Annotated in this window: 15 protein-coding genes; 6 read left to right on the plus strand and 9 right to left on the minus strand. The window is 66.6% G+C overall.

The window, feature by feature from the left end; all coding sequences use genetic code 11:
- Positions 1-2: 2 nt before the first annotated feature.
- The 3 genes from ispG to hemA all read right to left on the minus strand — a co-directional run bounded on the left by ispG (position 3) and on the right by hemA (position 4,472).
- On the minus strand, positions 3-1,133 hold the full coding sequence (gene ispG, locus Ga0080574_RS23185; protein WP_076706117.1) for a flavodoxin-dependent (E)-4-hydroxy-3-methylbut-2-enyl-diphosphate synthase: 1,131 nt from the start codon (positions 1,131-1,133) through the stop codon (positions 3-5).
- 144 nt (positions 1,134-1,277) lie between these two features.
- Positions 1,278-2,894 carry a helix-turn-helix domain-containing protein gene (locus Ga0080574_RS23190; protein WP_076705226.1) on the minus strand — a complete coding sequence of 539 codons (1,617 nt, stop codon included), beginning with the start codon at positions 2,892-2,894 and terminating at the stop codon, positions 1,278-1,280.
- Between the two features lie 354 nt (positions 2,895-3,248).
- A complete protein-coding gene (gene hemA, locus Ga0080574_RS23195; protein ID WP_076706118.1) occupies positions 3,249-4,472 on the minus strand; it encodes a 5-aminolevulinate synthase in 1,224 nt (407 codons plus the stop codon).
- Between the two features lie 304 nt (positions 4,473-4,776).
- On the opposite strand from hemA, the gene Ga0080574_RS23200 reads away from it, so the two are divergent.
- The 5 genes from Ga0080574_RS23200 to Ga0080574_RS23220 all read left to right on the plus strand — a co-directional run bounded on the left by Ga0080574_RS23200 (position 4,777) and on the right by Ga0080574_RS23220 (position 9,462).
- A complete protein-coding gene (locus Ga0080574_RS23200) occupies positions 4,777-5,106 on the plus strand; it encodes a 5-aminolevulinate synthase (RefSeq protein WP_076705228.1) in 330 nt (109 codons plus the stop codon).
- A 74-nt stretch (positions 5,107-5,180) separates the two neighbouring features.
- Complete coding sequence (locus Ga0080574_RS23205) at positions 5,181-6,554, plus strand: M20/M25/M40 family metallo-hydrolase (protein WP_076705230.1); 1,374 nt, start codon at positions 5,181-5,183, stop codon at positions 6,552-6,554.
- 419 nt (positions 6,555-6,973) lie between these two features.
- Positions 6,974-7,513: a hypothetical protein gene (locus Ga0080574_RS23210; RefSeq protein ID WP_076705231.1), complete on the plus strand. Its 540-nt coding sequence runs from the start codon at positions 6,974-6,976 to the stop codon at positions 7,511-7,513.
- 46 nt (positions 7,514-7,559) lie between these two features.
- Positions 7,560-8,465 carry an alpha/beta fold hydrolase gene (locus Ga0080574_RS23215; protein ID WP_083716931.1) on the plus strand — a complete coding sequence of 302 codons (906 nt, stop codon included), beginning with the start codon at positions 7,560-7,562 and terminating at the stop codon, positions 8,463-8,465.
- Between the two features lie 64 nt (positions 8,466-8,529).
- A complete protein-coding gene (locus Ga0080574_RS23220) occupies positions 8,530-9,462 on the plus strand; it encodes a lysophospholipid acyltransferase family protein (protein WP_076705233.1) in 933 nt (310 codons plus the stop codon).
- Here Ga0080574_RS23220 and Ga0080574_RS23225 read toward each other — a convergent pair.
- Positions 9,426-10,124 carry a DUF1223 domain-containing protein gene (locus Ga0080574_RS23225; protein ID WP_076705235.1) on the minus strand — a complete coding sequence of 233 codons (699 nt, stop codon included), beginning with the start codon at positions 10,122-10,124 and terminating at the stop codon, positions 9,426-9,428. The genes Ga0080574_RS23220 and Ga0080574_RS23225 overlap by 37 nt on opposite strands.
- A 229-nt stretch (positions 10,125-10,353) precedes the next feature.
- On the opposite strand from Ga0080574_RS23225, the gene acnA reads away from it, so the two are divergent.
- Entirely contained in the window at positions 10,354-13,098 is a 2,745-nt protein-coding gene (acnA, locus tag Ga0080574_RS23230; RefSeq protein ID WP_076705237.1) for an aconitate hydratase AcnA, read from the plus strand.
- A gap of 217 nt (positions 13,099-13,315) precedes the next feature.
- Here acnA and Ga0080574_RS23235 read toward each other — a convergent pair whose 3' ends face one another.
- The 5 genes from Ga0080574_RS23235 to Ga0080574_RS26610 form a co-directional block, all read right to left on the minus strand.
- A complete protein-coding gene (locus Ga0080574_RS23235; RefSeq protein WP_076705239.1) occupies positions 13,316-14,998 on the minus strand; it encodes a hydantoinase B/oxoprolinase family protein in 1,683 nt (560 codons plus the stop codon).
- A gap of 136 nt (positions 14,999-15,134) precedes the next feature.
- Positions 15,135-17,192, minus strand: a complete 2,058-nt coding sequence (locus Ga0080574_RS23240; RefSeq protein ID WP_076705241.1) for a hydantoinase/oxoprolinase family protein — start codon at positions 17,190-17,192, stop codon at positions 15,135-15,137.
- Positions 17,189-19,900, minus strand: coding sequence for a molybdopterin-dependent oxidoreductase (locus tag Ga0080574_RS23245; protein WP_076705243.1), 2,712 nt, complete (start codon positions 19,898-19,900; stop codon positions 17,189-17,191). The genes Ga0080574_RS23240 and Ga0080574_RS23245 overlap by 4 nt, the downstream gene beginning before the upstream one ends.
- Positions 19,890-20,621 carry an FAD binding domain-containing protein gene (locus Ga0080574_RS23250; RefSeq protein WP_237219307.1) on the minus strand — a complete coding sequence of 244 codons (732 nt, stop codon included), beginning with the start codon at positions 20,619-20,621 and terminating at the stop codon, positions 19,890-19,892. Before Ga0080574_RS23250 ends, Ga0080574_RS23245 begins: the two co-directional genes overlap by 11 nt.
- Entirely contained in the window at positions 20,594-20,731 is a 138-nt protein-coding gene (locus tag Ga0080574_RS26610) for a hypothetical protein (protein WP_237219308.1), read from the minus strand. The genes Ga0080574_RS23250 and Ga0080574_RS26610 overlap by 28 nt, the downstream gene beginning before the upstream one ends.
- Positions 20,732-20,961 lie beyond the last annotated feature (230 nt).

Consider the following 20,961-nt stretch of genomic DNA (forward strand, 5'->3'; position numbering starts at 1 on the left):
CCTTACTCCGCGGCCTGGGCGCTGGAGGCCTCGGCCTCGATCTCGGCGGCCTTCTTCTCGACCTCCTCGACGATATGGTCGATCATCTGCGCGTTCGACATCTTGTGACTGGCCTTGCCGGCCAGATAGACCATGCCGCTGCCGGCGCCGCCGCCGGTAAAGCCGACATCGGTCATCAGCGCCTCGCCCGGCCCGTTCACCACGCAGCCGATGATCGAGAGGCTCATCGGCGTCTTGATATGCTCCAGCCGCTCCTCCAGCGCCTCGACGGTCTTGATCACGTCAAAGCCCTGCCGCGCGCAGGACGGGCAGGAGATGATGTTCACACCGCGATGGCGCAGCCCCAGCGATTTCAGGATCTCGTAGCCGACCTTGATCTCCTCCACCGGATCGGCGGAGAGCGAGACGCGCAGCGTGTCGCCGATGCCCATCCAGAGCAGGTTGCCGAGCCCGATGGCGGATTTGATCGTGCCCGAGGTCAGCCCGCCGGCCTCGGTGATGCCGAGATGGATGGGCTTGTCGGTGACCTCGGCCAGCCCCTGATAGGCTGCGGCGGAGAGGAAGACGTCGGACGCCTTCACCGAGATCTTGAACTCGTGGAAATCGTTGTCTTCTAGAATGCGGATATGATCGAGCGCGCTTTCCACCATCGCCTCGGGGCACGGCTCGCCGTATTTCTCCAGCAGGTGCTTTTCGAGGCTGCCGCCATTGACGCCGATACGCATGGAGCAGCCGTGATCGCGGGCGGCGGCGATCACCTCGCGCACGCGCTCGGGGCTGCCGATATTGCCGGGGTTGATGCGCAGGCAGGCGGCACCGGCTTCGGCGCTCTCGATGCCGCGCTTATAGTGGAAATGGATATCCGCGACGATCGGCACCGGGCTTTCGCGCACGATCTCCTTCAGTGCCTTCGAGCTGGCCTCGTCGGGCACCGAGACGCGCACGATATCGGCACCCGCCTCGGCGGCGCGCTGCACCTGCTCCACCGTCGCCCTGACATCGGTGGTCGCGGTGTTGGTCATGGTCTGCACGCTGATCGGGGCGTCACCGCCCACGGGCACATTGCCCACCATGATCCGGCGCGACTTGCGCCGCTCGATGCTGCGCCAGGGACGGATGGGATTGTGGCTCATGCCGCGAAGCTCCTCTTGAGCGCCTTCGAATTTCGCGCCCACCGTACTCTTTCAAGCATTCAAACGCCAGTCTCGGCCCGGGCGCCATTGGTCAAATCCGCGTGGCATAAGCCCGCAGACGAAATGGCCCGGAGTTTGGCAACCTCAGTCGGTGACGGCGCTGTTCAGCTCGGCGACCACGCGTTCGAGATCGGCGTCGCGCGAGGCGTCGGCGACCGCGTAGGTCTGCGTCAGGTTGTCGACCGAGAGCGCGAGATTGGCGGTGACCGCGCCACGATCGCCGGCGGGGCCGTAGGTCTGACCGTTCACCGCGAAATAGATCGCGCCGGATTCGCCGACGCGCAGCGTGGCGGGATCCTCGGTGGCGGGAAGCTTGAACGTGTCGCCGGCATTCATGATCGACTCGTAGATCACCGAGCCGTCGGCGGCGCGCACCCGCACCCAGGCCGGGCGCACGGCGATCATCATCACGCCGGGCGCGCCGTCTTCGAGCACTTTGGGATTGCCGGGCACGCCCTGCCCCGCGTTGCCGTTGAACTGGCCCATATCCGCCAGCACGCGCTGGAGATCGCCATCGCGCTGCGGATCGGCGGGCGTATAGGCGGCGTTGAGCAACTCCGGCACCAGCGGCAGATCGCTGGTCACCGACCCGCTGGGGCCGGCAGGGCCGTAGGTCCGGCCGTTCATGGCGAAATAGATCGCACCGGATTCGCCGACATTGAGCCGCGCCTCGGCCTCGTCGCGCGGCACGGTCCAGGTCTCGCCCGCGTCCATCACACGCTCAAAGATCACATTGCCGGTGGTGCCGCGCACCCGCACCCAGGCCGGGCGCACCGCCACCAGCGTCACAGCACCGGGCAGCGTCGCCGAGGCAGAAATGCGCTGCGGCTGCTGCGCCTGCGCGAATTGCCGCTCCGAGCCGTCCGGCGCCATGACCGGCGACGGCGGGGTCATGCCACGCTGGGCAAAGGCGCCCACGGTGGCGGGATCGAGCGAGGAAATCGGCGCGTCGCGCGCCACCAGAACCGGCACGTCAAGCGCCTGCGGACGGTAGAGCCGGTCCATCGCCTCCGACGCCGGCGGCGAGAACGCGCCCACACCATCGGCACGCGCGACCGACTCTCCGGCCACGTCATCCGTCTCGGGGATGCCGGCAGCCTCGACCGGATCAAGCTCGCTCAGAACCACCGGGGTCTGATCGACCGGCGCCAGCTGCACGCGCTGCACCTCGCGCAGGACCGCCCAGCCGCCATAGCCGATGCCGCCGATCAGCGCGACCAGCACTAGCAGCGAGCCGATGGCGCCGGGCTCGATGCGCGACAGGAAGGAATCGCCCGAGGGCGCAAAGGGCATGCGCGGCTCTTCGAACGGATCGCGCGCGGCGGGGCGCGGCGTTTCGCCGGGCTGCGCCTTGCGGATCGTCGAGGCCTTGTCGGACATGCCATGCGCCACGGCAAAGCCGCTCTCGGCACAGAAATGCTGGAAGCACTCGTCGGGATCCATGCCCAGATAGCGCGCATAGGAGCGCACATAGCCGGCGATGAACCCGGGCGTGTCAAATGCGGAAGGGTCGCAATTCTCGATCGCGGCAATGTAGCTCGCCTTGATGCGCAGCTCGCGCTGCACATCCAGCAGCGATTTGCCCATTGTCGCACGCTCGCCGCGCATGACGTCACCGAGCCGTAGCGCGAAGTCGTCAAACCCGCGCGGGCCGTCCTCGGCCACCTCTTCCGGCTTACGTAGGGATTTCCGCCCGATCATGCGTTTGACCCAGTCACCGCTGTCCCAAAAATCTGCCTGTCCACTCACGCTTTCGCGATTCGCGCTGCGTGTTTTATTGAGACTACGTTAGCACATCACAACCTGTTTTACAGGCTTTCCACAGCCCATGAGCGTGGATCTGCGCAAGCCGCCCGGCCACAGGGCGGCCACACTCCGTCACAACGTCGCCACAGAAGCCATTCTGATCTAGAGAGGAATCCGGCCTGCCCCGCCCCTCTCCGCCAGCTCTGCACCGCAGCGGTGCGACAGAGCCGCCGCAAGCAAAAAACCTCCCGCGCAATGCGCGGGAGGCCACTTGATAAGCACTCTGCCAGTTGATTGCGCCTGACCGGATCAGGCGCTCAGCTCCTGCCGATTCAGCGCGCAATGCGACCACAGCGCGTCGAGCGCGCGGATCAGCGTGTCCATCTCGTCGGGGCCGTGCACCGGCGAGGGCGTAAAGCGCAGACGCTCGGTGCCGCGCGGCACGGTGGGGAAGTTGATCGGCTGCACATAGATGCCGTAGCCGTCGAGCAGCATGTCCGAAAGCTGCTTGGTATGCACCGGATCGCCGACGATCACCGGCACGATATGGCTGCCATGGTCGATGATCGGCAGGCCCATGCCCTTGAGCCGGGTCTTGAGGATGCGGGCCTGGGTCTGGTGCTGGTCGCGCAGCGCCTGATCGGTCTTGAGATGCGCGATGGAGGCCGCCGCCCCCGCCGCAACCGCCGGCGGGATCGAGGTGGTAAAGATAAAGCCCGGCGCATAAGAGCGGATCGCGTCGCACATCTTGTCGCTGGCGGCGATATAGCCGCCGAACACGCCGAAGGCCTTGCCCAGCGTGCCGTTGATGATGTCGATGCGATGCGCCAGCCGGTCGCGCTCGGCCACGCCGCCGCCGCGCGGGCCATACATGCCGACCGCGTGCACCTCGTCGAGATAGGTCAGCGCGTTGAACTCGTCGGCGAGATCGCAGATCTCGGCAATCGGGCCGAAATCGCCATCCATCGAATAGACCGATTCAAAGGCGATGAGCTTGGGCGTCGCCGGATCGTCGGCCTCCAGCAGCTCGCGCAGATGCGCCAGATCGTTGTGCCGGAAGATGCGCTTGGCGCCGCCATTGCGCTTGATCCCCTCGATCATCGAGGCGTGGTTCAGCTCGTCGGAATAGATGATGAGCCCGGGGAACAGCTTGGGCAGGGTCGAGAGCGTCGCGTCGTTGGCGATATAGGCCGAGGAAAAGACCAGCGCCGCATCCTTGCCGTGCAGATCGGCGAGCTCCGCCTCCAGCCGCTTGTGATAGACCGTGGTGCCCGAGATGTTGCGCGTGCCGCCCGAGCCGGCGCCGGTGGCGTCGATGGCCTCGTGCATCGCGGCGAGCACCGCCGGGTGCTGGCCCATGCCGAGGTAATCATTGCCACACCAGACGGTGATCGGCTGTTCGCTGCCATCCGCCTTGCGCCAGGTGGCGTGGGGAAACTGACCGTTCTTCCGCTCGATGTCGATAAAGGTGCGGTAACGCCCCTCTTCATGCAGGCGGTTCAGGGCGTCGTCGAGCTTCGCGGTGTAGTCCACCGTGGTCTCCTCCTTCATCTTAGGGCCACGTCGTTATCCATGCTGCGCGGCCTCTTTGCGGCTGTACACAACCGCATTCAGGTTCGTGAATGGATAACGTTCACATCTCTTTCTGTCCACGGTTTAGAAAGAGACTAAGAGTCGCGGCCTTGATTTGTATCAAGACTTTTGGGTCATAAGCGCGGGTCGGGTTTCCCATACTCGTCAGACGCCGCCGATAGGCGCATCGTCCCACCATTGCTTTTTTCCATTCCGGCCGCCGCGTTCGGGCGGCCCTGCTTTCGCGTTTTATCAGGTTGTCCGGATGTCGGCATTCATCGTCTCACTGCCCCCCGCCCCGTTTCTCGTTCTCGGCACCGCCGCCGGCTACGCGCTTGCCACCATCGGCATGAAATTTGCCTCGCAAGGCCAGAGCCTGCCGGGTATCGTATTGACCGCGCTCGGCTTTCTCATCGCCTTTCTGTCCGAAATCTGGCTGATGCGCCAGGCCGAACTGCCGGTGATCTACATCGCGATCATCGCGGTGGAAACCCTCATGGTGCTGCTCTACGCCGCCTGGATCGGCGAGGGGCCGAGCCTGAAACAGGCGCTTGGCGCGGGCATAGTGCTGGCCGGGCTGGTGGTGGCCGGCTGACGCCCGGGCGGTCTGGACAGCGGGGCGCGCGCTGCTAGGGTCGCGGCAGATTTTCCCGCTACAGGAGCCCGCCCATGTCTCTCGACGCCGTTCTCGCCCGTATCGACACCGATCTGCCCGCCGCGACCGACCGGCTGCTCGAGCTGCTGCGAATCCCCTCGATCTCGACCGACCCCGCCTACAAGGCCGAATGCGACCGCGCCGCCGACTGGCTGGTGGCGGATCTGCAATCGCTGGGCGTGACGGTCGAAAAGCGCCCCACCCCCGGCCATCCGATGGTGGTGGGCCATGTGGACGGCGACGGCCCGCATATCCTGTTCTACGGCCATTATGACGTCCAGCCGGTCGATCCGCTGGAGCTCTGGAACCGCGACCCGTTCGATCCCGCCATCGAGGAGACGCCCAAGGGCAAGGTGATCCGCGGCCGCGGCGCGGCGGATGACAAGGGCCAGCTCATGACCTTCATCGAGGCCTGCCGGGCGTGGAAGGCCGAATATGGCGGCCTGCCCTGCAAGATCACCTTCTTCCTTGAGGGCGAGGAGGAAAGCGGCTCGCCCTCGCTGGTGCCCTTCATGAAGGAGAACGCCGAAGAGCTGAAAGCCGATCTCGCGCTGATCTGCGACACCGGTCTGTTTCAGTCCAGGACGCCGGCGATCATGACCATGCTGCGTGGTCTGCTGGGCGAAGAGCTGACGATCACCGGCCCCGACAAGGATCTGCATTCGGGCATGTATGGCGGCATCGCCATCAACCCCGCCCGCGTGCTGACGCGCATCCTCGGCAATCTCTTCGACGATCACGGCGTCATTCAGGTGCCAGAACTTTACGAGGGCGTGCCGGAGCTCTCGCCCGAGCTGAAGGCGCAATGGCAGGGGCTGGGCTTTGACTCCGAGGCCTTCCTGAAGGATGTCGGCCTCTCGGTGCCGGCGGGCGAGGACAGCGTCACGCCGCTGGAGATGATCTGGGCGCGGCCCACCGCCGAGATCAACGGCATCTGGGGCGGCTATACCGGCGACGGGTTCAAGACCGTGCTGCCCAGCCAGGCCCATGCCAAGATCAGCTTCCGCCTCGTGGGCACGCAGGATCCGGAAGCGATCCGCAGGAACTTCCGCGCCTGGGTCGAGGCCCAGCTGCCCGCCGACTGCAAGATCGCGTGGAAGGATCACAGCTGCTCGCCCGCCTCGCAGATGTCGACCGAGCATCCGGTGTTCGAGGCGGCGCGCATGGCGCTATCTGACGAATGGCCGGACCCGGCGGCCTATGCCGGCTGCGGCGGCTCGATCCCCATCGCGGGCTATTTCAAGTCGATCCTGGGCATGGACGCGATGCTCGTGGGCTGGGGCAAGGATGACGACCAGATCCACTCGCCCAACGAGAAATACGACATGGAAAGCTATCACAAGGGCATCCGCAGCTGGGCGCGCATCCTTTCCGCGATGACCGCCTGAGCGCAGAGGCTGATCCGGGACGGTCACGGCATGCACGCAGCGCGTGTGCCGTGACCGCCCAAGTCAGATATGCCGCGCAAACCGCGCTTGCGCCCCTGCTCCCGCACTGGCGCCAAAAGCGCCGCGCAGCCCCTGCGCGTCACCGGCACGACAGGTTTTCCACATGCGAAAGGTGACCCAACGTCATAGTTTTTCAGACTTTTCAATCCGTCCTTCCGTGAGCGGATTTTCCGCCCAAAAATTAGGATTTCGCTCAAATTACCCCTCTGAAGCCGCTGCCAAGACGCATTCGCCACATGAATTCGCCACATTCCGCCGTTAACACTTTTTGTATGACAAACGGGAATAGCCAAACCGAACGGTCGGCCCTAGCGATCTCGCGATGCAACCAGAAGCCGTAACGGTCAGGGACTGAGGCAATGAGGAAATACGCTTTCCGCAAGATGACGCGGGACGATTTCAACACCCGCGTGAAGCGGCTCGACCCCCAGTATTTCCAGCATGGCGATACCAAGCCGGTAGCGACCTGCAGGGCAACCGCGCACCCTTATCTGTGCCTGCTGCTGGGCTTCGGCTGGGCCTATCTGATCTTTGCCATCGCAGGCAAACGCAGCCTCATCGAGACCAGCCTGATGCGCGGCAGCATCCCCGTTCAGTATCATGACTATATCTTCTACGCGCTGGCGGCGCTGCTGGCGGTTTCCGCCGTGATGCTGGCCATACACGTTCTGCGCTATGTCTGCCTGCGCCGGGGCCGCCCGGGGCGGAGCAATTCCGGCGGACTGCTGGTTGGTGCGGCGGCCGCGGCAGCGCTCGCCTACATGCCCTCCAGCGTGCTCGAGGCCGGGTTCGGCCTGCTCGACGACAACTCCAAGACCTTCATCATGGCGACCTCGCAAGGCGTGCGCGAGGCGATGCCCGCCGAGCTGACCTCCGTCGCCTTCATCGTCACCGACTGAATCGCGCCGCTTGACGCCCCCGGCGCGCCGCGCTTCCCTGCCCGGCATGAGCCAGACGCATGACACGCCCCTCAGGGCCGATATCAATGACACGCCCCTCAGGGCCGATATCAACGGACAGAGCATCGCCTACGAGATCGCGGGCCGCGGCCCGCCGCTCCTGCTGCTGCACGGCTATCCGCAATGCCGCGCGCTCTGGCGCCCGCTGATCCCGGCGCTTTCCGACGCCTTCACCGTGATCGCCGCCGATCTGCGCGGCTATGGCGACAGCTCCATGCCCGAGACGATGGAGGCGATGAGCTTTCGCAATATGGGCGCCGACATGCTGGCGCTGATGGATCATCTGGGCTTTGACCGGTTTCACCTCGCCGGGCACGACCGTGGCGCGCGGGTGAGCCACCGGCTGGCGCTGGATGCGCCGGAACGCCTGCTCGCGGTGACCCTGATGGATATCGTGCCCACGCATCACCTGCTCTCGCATTGCACGCAGGAGGTGGCGCGGGCCTATTACCACTGGTTCTTTCTCGCCCAGCCCGCGCCCTTCCCCGAAACCCTGATCGGCCACGATCCGCAGACCTATTTCGAGCGCTGCCTGCTGGGGTTCGGCAAGGCGGCGCTGACGGATTTCGCGCCCGGGCCGCTGGCGGAATACCGCCGCGCCTGGGCGCAGCCCGGGGCGATCCGCGCCGGCTGCAACGATTACCGCGCCGCCATCGACGTGGATTTTCACCACGACGCCGCCGACCTGCACCGCCGCGTGGCATGCCCCGCCCAGGTACTCTACGGTGCCGAGGGCGCCATGGCGCGGCTGATGGATGTGCCCGCGACCTGGGCCGAGCGGCTGGAACATATGCAGGCGCGCGCGATCCCAGGCGGGCATTTCTTTCCCGACCAGTCGCCGAAAGAGACCGCGCAGGCGCTGCGGAGCTTCCATCTCGCCCACGCCGGCTAGACCCGCCGCTTGTGCCGCGCCGCGCCGCGTCCTATCTCTGCGCCCACGGCAAGGAGAGCGAGAAGTGGCGAAGGGCGAGGAGAAGGCACGGGGCGGCTGGGGCGACTGGATCTCGGACCGGGTGCTGCGCGGGCTGATCCGGCTGGCGCTCGCCCTGCCCCATCGCACGCGGCTGCGCCTGATGGGCTGGGCGGTGCGCCGGGTCATCGCGCCGCTGGCGGGCTACCGCAAGCGCGCCATGGACAACCTCGCCCATGTCTGGCCCGAGATGCCCGAGGCCGAGCGCCGCGCCATCGCCGACCGCGTGGCCGAGAATGCCGGGCGCACGATGATCGAGAATTACGACGTCAAAGGCCTGCTGGCGCGGATGCAACACGCGCCGGTCACCGGCGACGGCCTGCCCGAGATCGAGCGCGCCCGCGCCGAGGGCCGCCCGGTGCTTTTCGTCACCGGCCATTACGGCAATTTCGAAGCTCCGCGCGCCGCGCTGGTGGCGCGCGGCTGGCGCATCGGCGGGCTTTACCGGCCCATGGCCAACCCGTTCTTCAACGAGCATTACGCCGCCAATATGCATGCGCTCTCCGACCCGGTCTTCGAACAGGGGCGGCGCGGCACCATGGGGCTTTTGAAGCATATCCGCGGCGGCGGCATGGGCGTGCTGCTCTTCGATGTCTACAGCAGCGATGGCGCCCCCATCGACTTTCTCGGTCAGCCCGCACCGACCCTGACATCGGCCGCCGAGATCGCGCTCAAGACAGATGCGCTCTTCGTGCCCTTCTTCGGCATCCGCCGCGCCGATGGCGTCTCCTTCGACGCGGTGTTCGAGGCGCCGATCCCGCATGGCGATCCGGTAGAGATGATGAAGGAGGCGACGCGGCGGCTGGAGGCGCGCATCGCCGAGGATCCCGGCCAGTGGTTCTGGATTCACCGCCGCTGGAAACCCAGGCGGCAGGCCCGGCGTCAGCGCAAGCGCGCGGCGGCGAGGATGGGGCCGTAACCCTCTTCCTGAAGCATCACCACAACCGGATCATCGCCCTCGACCGGCACATCCATTTCGAGTGGTTCGGCGCCGTCCCAGCGGCCCAGGAACTCCCAGCCATGGGCGATATGGGTATAGGTGACCGAACGGCCCGCATTCTCGCCGTCGAGGATCTCGACCCGGGTCTGCGGCGTGTAGCGCACCAGATGCACCAGCGTCGCCGGCAGCGCCGCCAGCGGCTCCGCCCGGATCTCCAGCGTATCGCCCTCGCGCAGCAGGCTCAGCCGCGCCAGCGCCGGTTTGGCGGCCGCGTGGTTGATCGCGTCAACCACCTTCATCGGGCGCGAGCCCACCACATCGTAGCGCCCGCCGATCACCATCTGCGGCGTGTAGATCGAGCGCCGCCCGGCGGCACGGGCATAGCCCTTCTGCCGCTTGGTGAAATCCGGATCGGCAAAGGCGTCGGGCCAGCCGATATAATCCCAGTAATCCACATGCAGCGCCAGCGGGATCACGTTGGCATGCTCGCCGAGCTCGGCCAGCACCGCGTCCGCCGGCGGGCAGGACGAACAGCCCTGCGAGGTGAAGAGCTCCACCACAACCGGTGCGTCCTCTGCCCGCGCTGCCGCGCCGGAAAGCGCGATACTCAGCCCTGCGATCCAGTAGGTGAGTCGGTTCATGTGCGGTGAAATCCCTGTCTGTGTCCCCTTTCCGGGGTAGCGAAGCGCGCCTGAAATAACCAATCAAGGTTTTGCGAGAGGCGGTGAAGCTTTGCAGATGCGGCATAAGCGCCATTTTTTGTATTCTACGGTATACAAAACCGCGCATCCCCCTTGCACGAGCGCGGCCCATGGGGCAGAACGCGAGGCAAGCGAACCCTTTTCTCCAGTCCTTGCAAGGGAGCCAACCATGCCCATCACAGTCGGTCAGGACACATCCAAGACGCGCAAGACGCTCGAGGTGAACGGCAAGACCTACGCCTATTACTCCATCCCCGCCGCAGAGGAAGCCGGGCTCGGTGCCTTCTCGCACCTGCCCGCAGCGCTCAAGGTGGTGCTGGAAAACATGCTGCGCTTCGAGGACGGCAAGACCGTCTCGGTGGACGACATCAAGGCCTTCTCGGAATGGGGCGCGCTCGGCGGCAAGAACCCGCGCGAGATCGCCTATCGCCCGGCCCGCGTGCTGATGCAGGACTTCACCGGCGTTCCCGCAGTGGTCGACCTCGCCGCCATGCGTGACGGCATCAAGGCCCTGGGCGGCGACGCGCAGAAGATCAACCCGCTGAACCCGGTGGATCTGGTCATCGACCACTCGGTGATGATCGACGAGTTCGGCAACCCGCGCGCGTTCCAGATGAACGTGGACCGCGAATACGAGCGCAATATCGAGCGCTATGAATTCCTGAAATGGGGCCAGTCGGCCTTCAACAACTTCCGCGTCGTGCCCCCGGGCACCGGCATCTGCCACCAGGTGAACCTGGAATATCTGGCCCAGACCGTCTGGACCGATGCGGATCAGGACGACATGGAAGTCGCCTATCCCGACACGCTGGTCGGCACCGACAGCCACACCACCATGGTCAACGGCGCCGCCGTTCTGGGCTGGGGCGTGGGCGGCATCGAGGCCGAGGCCGCGATGCTCGGCCAGCCGATCTCGATGCTGATCCCCGAAGTGGTCGGCTTCAAGCTGACCGGCGAGATGATCGAAGGCACCACCGGCACCGACCTCGTGCTGAAGGTCGTCGAGATGCTGCGCGCCAAGGGCGTGGTCGGCAAGTTCGTCGAATTCTACGGCGACGGGCTCGACAACCTGCCGCTGGCGCAGCGCGCCACCATCGCCAACATGGCCCCGGAATACGGCGCAACCTGCGGCTTCTTCCCGATCGACGACGAGACGCTCCGTTACCTGCGCCAGACCGGTCGTGACGAGGACCGCATCGCGCTGGTCGAAGCCTATGCCAAGGAAAACGGCTTCTGGCGCGGCGCGGATTACGATCCGATCTACACCGACACGCTGGAGCTCGACATGGGCACCATCGTGCCCGCCATCTCCGGCCCGAAACGTCCGCAGGATTACCTGAAGCTGACCGAAGCCGCCTCCGCCTTCACCAAGGTGGTCGCCGATTATCGCGGCATCGACATCTCGGACGACGCCAAGGACATGGCCGACGAAGGCCCGGTGGCCACGAAGCCGGTCAACATCCACAAGACGGCCAAGGTCGACGGCGAGGAATACGAGCTGAAGGACGGCTCGGTGGTGATCGCCTCGATCACCTCCTGCACCAACACCTCGAACCCCTATGTGCTGATCGGCGCCGGGCTCGTGGCACGCAAGGCGCGTGAGCTGGGCCTCAACCGCAAGCCCTGGGTGAAGACCTCGCTCGCTCCCGGTTCGCAGGTGGTGACCGAATATCTCGACGCCGCCGGCCTCACCGAAGACCTCGACGCGGTGGGCTTCAACCTCGTGGGTTATGGCTGCACCACCTGCATCGGCAACTCCGGCCCGCTTCAGCCGGAAATCTCGAAGGCGATCAACGACAACGACCTGATCGCGACCTCGGTGCTCTCGGGCAACCGGAACTTCGAAGGCCGGATCTCGCCCGATGTGCGCGCCAACTACCTGGCCTCGCCGCCGCTGGTGGTGGCCTATGCGCTGGCCGGCGACATGAATATCGACATCGCCAACGATCCCATCGCCCAGACGGCGGACGGCAAGGACGTCTATCTGAAAGACATCTGGCCCTCCAACCAGGAGATCGCCGAGCTGGTCGAGAAGGTCGTCACCCGCGAGGCGTTCCAGGCGAAATATGCCGACGTCTTCAAGGGCGACGAGAAATGGCAGGGCGTGGAAGTCAAGGGCGGCGAAACCTATGACTGGCCGCCGACCTCGACCTATGTGCAGAACCCGCCCTACTTCCAGGGCATGAGCTCCGAGCCGGGCGAGATCACCAATATCTCGGGCGCGCGCATCCTTGCCGTGCTGGGCGACATGATCACCACCGACCACATCTCGCCGGCGGGCTCCTTCAAGGAAAGCACCCCCGCAGGCCAGTATCTGGTCGAGCATCAGGTGCCCGTGCGGGAGTTCAACTCCTACGGCTCGCGTCGCGGCAACCACGAAGTGATGATGCGCGGCACCTTCGCCAATATCCGCATCAAGAACGAGATGCTGGACGGCGTCGAAGGCGGCTACACCAAGGGCCCCGATGGCGAGCAGACCTCGATCTACGACGCCTCGATGGCCTATCAGGAGGCCGGCACCCCGCTGGTGATCTTCGGCGGCGAGCTCTACGGCGCGGGGTCCTCGCGTGACTGGGCGGCCAAAGGTACGGCGCTTCTGGGTGTGAAGGCCGTGATCGCCGAGAGCTTCGAGCGTATCCACCGCTCGAACCTGGTGGGCATGGGCGTCATCCCCTTCGAGTTCACCGGCGACGACACCCGCAAGACGCTGGGCCTGACCGGCGAGGAAACGGTGGCCATCGACGGACTCGACAGCGTGACCCCGCTGGCCGAGGTGCCCTGCACCATCACCTTTGCCGACGGCTCGACCAAGACCATCCAGCTCAAGTGCCGCATCGATACGGCCATCGAGAAGGAATATGTCGAGCATGGCGGCGTGCTGCACTACGTGCTGCGCAACCTCGCCAAGTCCTGATCGGCACAGATATGAGCGCCGCCCGCGACCCAGCGGGCGGCGGAACAGACAGAAAAGCCTGCCGGATAGTCCGGCAGGCTTTTTTATGTCTATGTCTCTTTCGCGAGCACGTCGCCGAAAGGTCCGGCGTGTTCCTGCCCGCAGTCAGCAAAGCGCGCCCGGGCGTGGCTTGCCCCGCATGGCGAGGCAATCCCGCGCGCCGACCGAGAGCCGGAACTCACCCTCCCCCGAACAGCCGCTCCGCCTCTTCCGCGCTGTAGCGCCCCAGACGCACATCCTCCTCCACCAGCGCCCTGTCGCGCGCCGCCGGATCGCCGTAGCCGCCGCCGCCCGGCGTCTTCACACGCACGCGGTCGCCGGCACTTAACGCGATGTCCTGCGCCTTCGAGAGATGCTCCGGCGTGAAGGTCTCGTCATCACGGGTCACCGCGACCTCGTTCACCGCGCCATCGCCGCCGCCCAGCACCCCCTGCGGGCCAAAGCGCCCGTGATCCATCACGAAACTCGCCCGCGCCGTGCCCCTGAGGATCTCCACCTCGTAATCGAGCCCGAACCCGCCGCGATGCGCCCCCGCGCCGCCCGAGCCCTCGCGCAGCGCATAGCGGTGATAGAGCACCGGGAATTGCTGCTCCATGATCTCCACCGGCGGCGCCTTGGAGATGCCGATGGTCGAGCAGCCGTTGGAGATTCCGTCGCCCCCCGCATAGCCGCCATAACCGCCGCCCGAGATCTGATACATCACATAGCTCTGCCCGGTCTCGGCCACCTCGCCGCCCAGTGCGAAATTGCCCGACGAGCCCGCCGGCGCCGCGCTCACCCTGTCGGGCAGCGCCGCGACCAGCGCGGCAAACACCGCCTCGGCGATGCGCTGGCTGACCTCCGCCGCGCAGCCCGAGACCGGGCGCGGGTATTGCGCATCGAGGAATGTGCCCTCGGGGCGGAGGATCTCCAGCGGCTCGAAGGCCCCGGCGCTGATCGGCACATCGGGAAAGATGTGGCGCATGGCGAGGTAGACCGAGCTGTGCGTGGTCGCCAGAACCGAGTTCATCGGCCCGGCGCAGGGCGCGCTGGAGCCGGCGAAATCGAAGGTCAGCTTTTCCCCGTCAGCGGTGATCGCGAGCTTGATCTCCAGCGGCTCGTTCACCACCCCGTCGCTGTCGATATAGGCAATCGAGCGATAGACCCCGGGCGCAATCGCCGCGATCTGCGCCCGCATCTGCTCGGCGGCACGGCGGCGCAGCTCGGCGATGGCCTCGCGCACGGTGTCGTCGCCATAGCGATCGAGCAGCCGCGTCAGCCGCGCCTGCCCCACGTAAAGCGCCGCCGCCTGCGCCTTCACATCGCCGATGCGCTGATCGGCGACGCGGATATTGGAGCAGATGATGGCATAGATCTCGGGATCGAGCTCGCCCTGTTTGAAAAGCCGCACCGGCGGCAGCCGCAGCCCCTCCTGCTCCACCGCGGTGGCGCTGGCGGAGAACCCGCCCGGCACCGCGCCGCCGGTATCCGGCCAGTGGCCGGTATTGCTGAGCCAGCAGAAAATCTCGCCCCCGCGCCAGACCGGCATGGCAAAGCGCACATCCATGAGATGCGTGCCGCCGAGATAGGGGTCGTTGACGATATAGATATCGCCCGGCTGCGGCGCGGCGACCCGGCCCTCGGCGATCATCTCGATGATCTTGCGGGTGGAATGCTGCATGACCCCGACAAAGACCGGCAAGCCTTGCGAGCCCTGCGCGATCAGGCTGCCATCCTCGGCGGCATAGATCCCGTCGGAACGGTCATTGGCCTCGGCGATCACCGGAGAGAACGCCGCGCGGGAAAAGCTCAGATCCATCTCGTCGCAGACCTGTTGCAGCCCGGACTGGATGACGGTGAGGGTGATGGGATCGAGACTCATGACCGTTCCTCCTGTGGCACATGCATGCCTGCCTCCGGCGGGAGTATTTCCGGAAAGATGAAAGCACAGCGCCGCGCCCGGCTTTCATCTTTCTTCAAATACTCCACCGCTGCCATTGCCGCCCGCGCCACGCCGCTCATGAGCGCCCCGCGACGGTGACGATCAGATTGCCGTCGCCATCCTGGGCGGCGCGGTCGCCCGGTTCCAGCACCAGCGTGCAATCCATCTGCTCGACAATCGCCGGGCCGGTGAGGATGGCCTCGGGCGGCAGGTGATCGCGCCAATAGACCGGCGTGTCGGTCCAGCCCTCGAAATAGACCCTGCGCGTGCCGGTCTGCGCCTCGGCCAGCCTGGCCTTGCGGCCCGCCGCGTCGATCAGCGCAGAGAGGTCGATCTCGGGGCGGCGACCGATCACCGAGGTGTTGAGATTGACCAGCGCCGGGCGGATCTCGGGCAGGCGCACCTGGAAGCGGCGGAAATAGGCGTCTTCGAAAAGCGCTTGCAGATCGGCGCGCGAGGGCGTCGCGGAGGCGAGCGGCACGCGCAGCAGATGGGTCTGGCCGATGAAGCGCATCTCGACCGAATGGGTCACCCGCAGCTCGGCGATCTCCACCCGCTCGCGGGCGATGGCGGCGCGGCCCTCCTCGGTCTGGCGGGCGAAGATCGCATGCACCTCGCCCATGTCGCAGGTATCGAGCGGCCTGTTCACCGTGGCGACGTAATCGTGGCGCAGATCGGCGACGATGCAGCCCAGAGCGTTGGTGATGCCCGGGCGCGCGGGCACCAGCACGCGTGGCACACCCAGCTCGCGGGCGATGGCGCAGGCATGCAGCGGCCCGGCGCCGCCGAAGGCGAAGAGCGCAAAATCGCGCGGGTCTTCGCCGAGCGAGACCGAGACCATGCGCACCGCATCGGCCATCTTCGCCGTGGCGATGCGCAGCACCGCCGCCGCCGACTCTGTCGCATCGAGCCCCAGCCGGTCGCCGAGCGTTTCGGCAAAGGCGGCGCGGATCGTCTCCAGCGACACCCCATCCGCGCCGGTGTTCAGCCGCTCCGGGTTCATCCGTCCCAGCAACATATTGGCATCCGAGATTGTCGGTTCCGTGCCGCCCTTGCCGTAGCAGATCGGCCCGGGCACCGAGCCGGCGCTCTCCGGCCCGACCTGCAACAGCCCCGCCGCATCGACCCGCGCAATGGAGCCGCCGCCGGCACCCACGGTGCGCACATCGACCATGGGCACATGGATCGGCATGGCGTATTCGATCTCGATCTCATGGCTCACCGCCGGGTCGGCGCCGCGGATCATCGCCACATCGGTGGAGGTGCCGCCCATGTCATAGGTCAGCAGATCGGGGATGCCCGCGCGCCGCCCGGTATAGGCCGCCGCCATCACACCCGAGGCGGGGCCGGACATCACCGTCTTGGCGGCCTCCTCGGCCACCACCCGTGCCGAGACCATGCCGCCATTGCCGTTCATCACCAGCAGGTCGCGCCCGTAACCGCGCTCCGACAGCCGGTCGGCCAGCCGCTCCACATAGCGGCGCAGCAGCGGCTGGACCGAGGCGTTGACCGCCGCCGTCACCCCGCGCTCGTATTCGCGACTCTCGGAGATCAGCGCGTGCCCGAGGGTGATATTGCCGTTGGGCCAGATCTCGCGGGCGATCTCTCCGGCGCGGATCTCATGCGCGGGGTTGGCATAGGCGTGCAGAAAATGGATCACCAGCGCCTCGCAGCCCTTTTCCACGAGTTCAGACAAGGCCACGCGCAGGGCGTCCTCGTCGAGCGGCAGATAGACGCTGCCATCGGCCAGCAGCCGCTCGGGGATCTCCAGCCGCAGATCGCGCGGGATGATCGGACGGAACTGGCCGGTCATGCCATAGGCATGCGGCCTTGTGCGGCGACCGAGCTCCAGCACGTCGCGGAACCCTTGGGTGGTGATCAGCCCGGTCTTGCAGAGCCGCCGCTCCAGCACCGCGTTGGTGGTGGTGGTGGTGCCGTGCACGATGAGATCCAGCGCGGCGGCATCGACCGAGGCCGCATCCAGCGCCGCCAGCACCCCCGTCGCCTGATTGTCCAGCGTGGTCGGCACCTTGGCGAGTTTCACCGCCGAGGCGCGGCTGTCATAGAACACCAGATCGGTGAAGGTGCCGCCCACGTCGATCCCGGCAAAGGCGCCGGTCAGTTCGTCTGTCATGTGGTCCCCGACAGGATGGCCGCGCGGATCTTGTCCGGGGTCGCGGGCAGATGGTGGATGCGCGCGCCCGTGGCATGGGCGATGGCGTTCAGCACGGCGGGCGCGGTGGGGATCAGGCAATGCTCGCCCAGCCCCTTGGCGCCGTACGGCCCGTGCGCATCGCCGCTCTCGACGATCAGCGTGTCGATAGGGGGCACGTCGCCGATGGTGGGGATGAGGTAATCGTGCAGGTTCTCGGTGCGGCCCGGCAGGAATTCCTCCATCAGCGCCATGCCGATGCCCTGCGCCACGCCGCCCTCGATCTGGCCCTCGACCAGCAGAGGGTTGATCGCCTTGCCGACGTCATGCGCCGCCACGATGCGCCGCAGTTGCACGGTGCCGAGCGCCAGATCGACCTCCAGTTCGCAGATCTGCGCGGCGGTGCCGAAGACCGCATAAGGGTCGCCCTGCCCGTTCGGATCGAGCGGCGTGGTCGGCGGGTCGTAGCTTTCGATAGCCTCCAGCGCATAAGGCTCCCCCGGCGGCAGCTCGACCCTCACCGTTGTACCCGCATCAGTAAGCAGGATGCCCTCGCCGGAGAAGGCGATCTCGGCGGCGTCCGAGACATTGCCCAGCCGCAGGATCTGCGCCCGGAGCGCCGCGCCGCAAAGCCGGGCGGCATTGCCGGAAATATAGGTCTGGCGGCTGGCGGAGGTCTTGCCCGCATCGGGGGTGATGTCGGTATCCGGCCCCACCCGCGTCACGGCAGTAACCGGCACGCCCAGGGCTTCGGCAAAGATCTGGGTGATCACGGTGTTGGAGCCCTGCCCGATATCCACCGCGCCCTGATGCAGCATCAGCGTCCCCTCGGGGGTGACGCCCGCGCGGATCGTCGAGGGGTTCGACATCGAGGTGTTGCCGCAGCCGTACCAGCCCGCCGCCACGCCGATGCCGCGCTTGCGGTCCTCGTGGCTGGCGTTGAACGCCGCCACCTCGGCTTGCGCCCTGTCCCAATGCGGTTTCAGCGCGTCGAGACAGGCGTCGATCCCCATGCCGGTCTCGAACACCTGCCCGGTCACCGTCGGGTCGCCGTTCACCAGGCAGTTGCGGCGACGGAACTCCAGCCGGTCGAGCCCCAGCCTCTCGGCCAGCATGTCATAGAGCTGTTCCTGCGCCACTGCCGATTGCGGCACGCCGAAGCCGCGAAAGGCCCCGGCGGGCGCGGTATTGGTATGAATCCCCGCGCTTTTCGCCTGATAGTTCGGCGTCCGGTACGGCCCGCTGGCGTGGATCGGCACGCGGTTCGCCACGGTCGGCCCCCAGCTCGCATAGGCGCCGGTGTTGAACACCCCGTCAAAGCGCGCCCCCACGATACGGCCATCGGCATCGGCGCCGATCTCCATCACCATGTCCGAGGGGTGGCGTTTGGTCGAGGTCGAGATCGACTCGCTGCGGGTATAGGTGATGCGCGCCGGGCGGTTCAGATGCCAGGCGGCCAGCGCCACATAGGGCTGCGCGGTGAGGTCCAGCTTGGAGCCGAAGCCGCCGCCCACCGCCGTGGGCAGGATGCGCACCGCGTCGGGCGGCAGCCCCATGATCGTCGCGAGACCGTCGCGGTTCATATAGGGCGCCTGGGTGCAGCAGGAAATCTCGATGCGGTCGCCGACCCGGCGGGCCGAGGCCGCCTCGGGTTCGATATAGCCATGCTCGATGAAGCCGGTGGAGAAGCGGCCCGAGACCACATGCGCGGCGCCTTTCAGCGCCGCATCGGCATCGCCGCGTGCCACATAGCCCCGGCACATGACGTTTTCGGCGCGGCTCTCGTGCAGTTGCGCGGCGCTCTCGGCGCCCTCCGGGGTGAGGATCGCGGGCCGTTCCTCCCACGCGACCGGAAACGCCGCCATGGCGTCGAGCGCCTCCTGGGTGCCGACCACCGCCGCCACCGCCTCGCCCTTGAACCGCGCCTCGCCCTCGGCAAAGACCGGCTGGTCCTCGAAGCCGGGGATGACGCCGAAACGGTTCTCGCCGGGGATGTCGGCGGCGGTTAGGATCAGGTCGAGCCCGTTGGCCGCGCGAAACGCCTCAAGATCGCCGAAGCGGAACGCCGCCCGGTGATAGGGCGAGCGGATCACCCGGACCACCAGCGCATCAGTGGGCGCCACATCGTCGCCGAAGCGCTCTTCGCCCGAGAGTTTCGGCCCGCCGTCGAGCCGGGCGATGGGTGCGCCCACGCCGCCCTCGGTCAGCGGTTCGGTGCCGGACGCATCGAGTACCGCGGCAACGATCTTGCGATACCCCGTACAGCGGCAGAGCACGCCGCCGAGCGCATCCGCGACGCTCTCTTCGCTCAGCGCCGCGCCGGAGCGCAGCAGCGCCACCGCCGAGACCATCATGCCCGGCGTGCAGATTCCACATTGCGCCGCCTGATGGCGCTGAAAGCTGCGCACGAGACGGCGCGCATGCGGATCCTCCGCCGCGAGACCGGATTGCGTTTCCACGATATGGCCCTGCACCTGCCCGGCGGCCATCAGGCAGGCACAGACCGGCGCGCCGTCGATCAGAACCGTGCAGGCGCCGCAATCGCCGGCGTTGCAGCCGATCTTGACATCCTTCGCCCCGGCCACCTCGCGCAGCACCTCCGAGAGCCGGGCCGTGCTGTCGGCGGGCACGGTGATCTCGGCGCCGTTGAGGGTGAAGCCGATATGACCCTGCGGCGCATCAAGCGACATGAGCGGCCTCCTGTTCCATGGCTGTGGTAATGGCGCGGGCGACGAGCGTGCGCACGGCGTCGTCACGATACACCGCAGGCGCCCGGACATCGCCAATGGGCGTCAGCTCTGAAAACGGGTATTCACTCACGATTTCAGTTAGTTGAAAAACATTCTTCCCGTAAAGCATTGACTCGAGAGCAGGCAATCGCTGCGCCACCGGTGCGCAGGCGCCCACGGCGATGCGGGCGCGGGTGATGCGGCTCGCCTCGGCCTCGATCACCGCCGCGACCATGGCGATGGAGATCACAAGATATTTCCTCGCACCCAACTTGAGGAATGCGCTGCATCCTCCTGCATTCGTGATAAAAATCTCCGCCAGGATCTCCCCTGCCTCCAGCAGCGTCGCGCGCGGACCGGTGATGAATTCCGCAAGCGGCAGGCGCCTTGTGCCCGCCGCAGAGGCCAGCCCGACCTCGGCATCAAGCGCCAGCAGCGTCGGCACGCCATCCGCCGCCGGAGAGGCGTTGCAGAGATTGCCCGCCACCGTGCCCGCGTTCTGGATCTGCACCGATCCGACCTCGCGCGCGGCGGCTTTCAGCCCATCGAAAAGCGGCGGCAGATCGGCGCGCAGCAGCGCGCTCCATGTGGTCGCCCCGCCGATGCGCCAGCCCTCCGCCTCGCGCGTCACGCCGACGAGTTCCGCCACCCCGGTCAGGTCGACCAGCTCGGCCGGCGGCACCCCGTCGCGCAGCGCCGGATAGAGATCCGTCCCCCGCCCAGCGCCTGCGCGCCGCCCCTGCCCATCAGCGCCAGAGCGGCGTCGAGCGTGTCGGGTCGGTGCAGGGGCATGGCGTCTCTCCTGAGGTCGCTGGCTCTGATGATTTCATTCGCACACAAACGAAGATGCAGGCAGCCTAGGGCGGCTTTGCGATTTCTGTCAATCCGCATCCGGGGACTGCCAGACCACACGTAACGGATTGCTGAAAAACTCATCACAGGTCTCGACACACCCCATCTGCCATATCGCGCCGCTTGACAGAAGAGCGGATGGCATGCGTTCGTATACAAACGAACTTGCC

The organism is Salipiger abyssi, from assembly GCF_001975705.1.
Classification (GTDB): Bacteria; Pseudomonadota; Alphaproteobacteria; order Rhodobacterales; family Rhodobacteraceae; genus Salipiger; species Salipiger abyssi.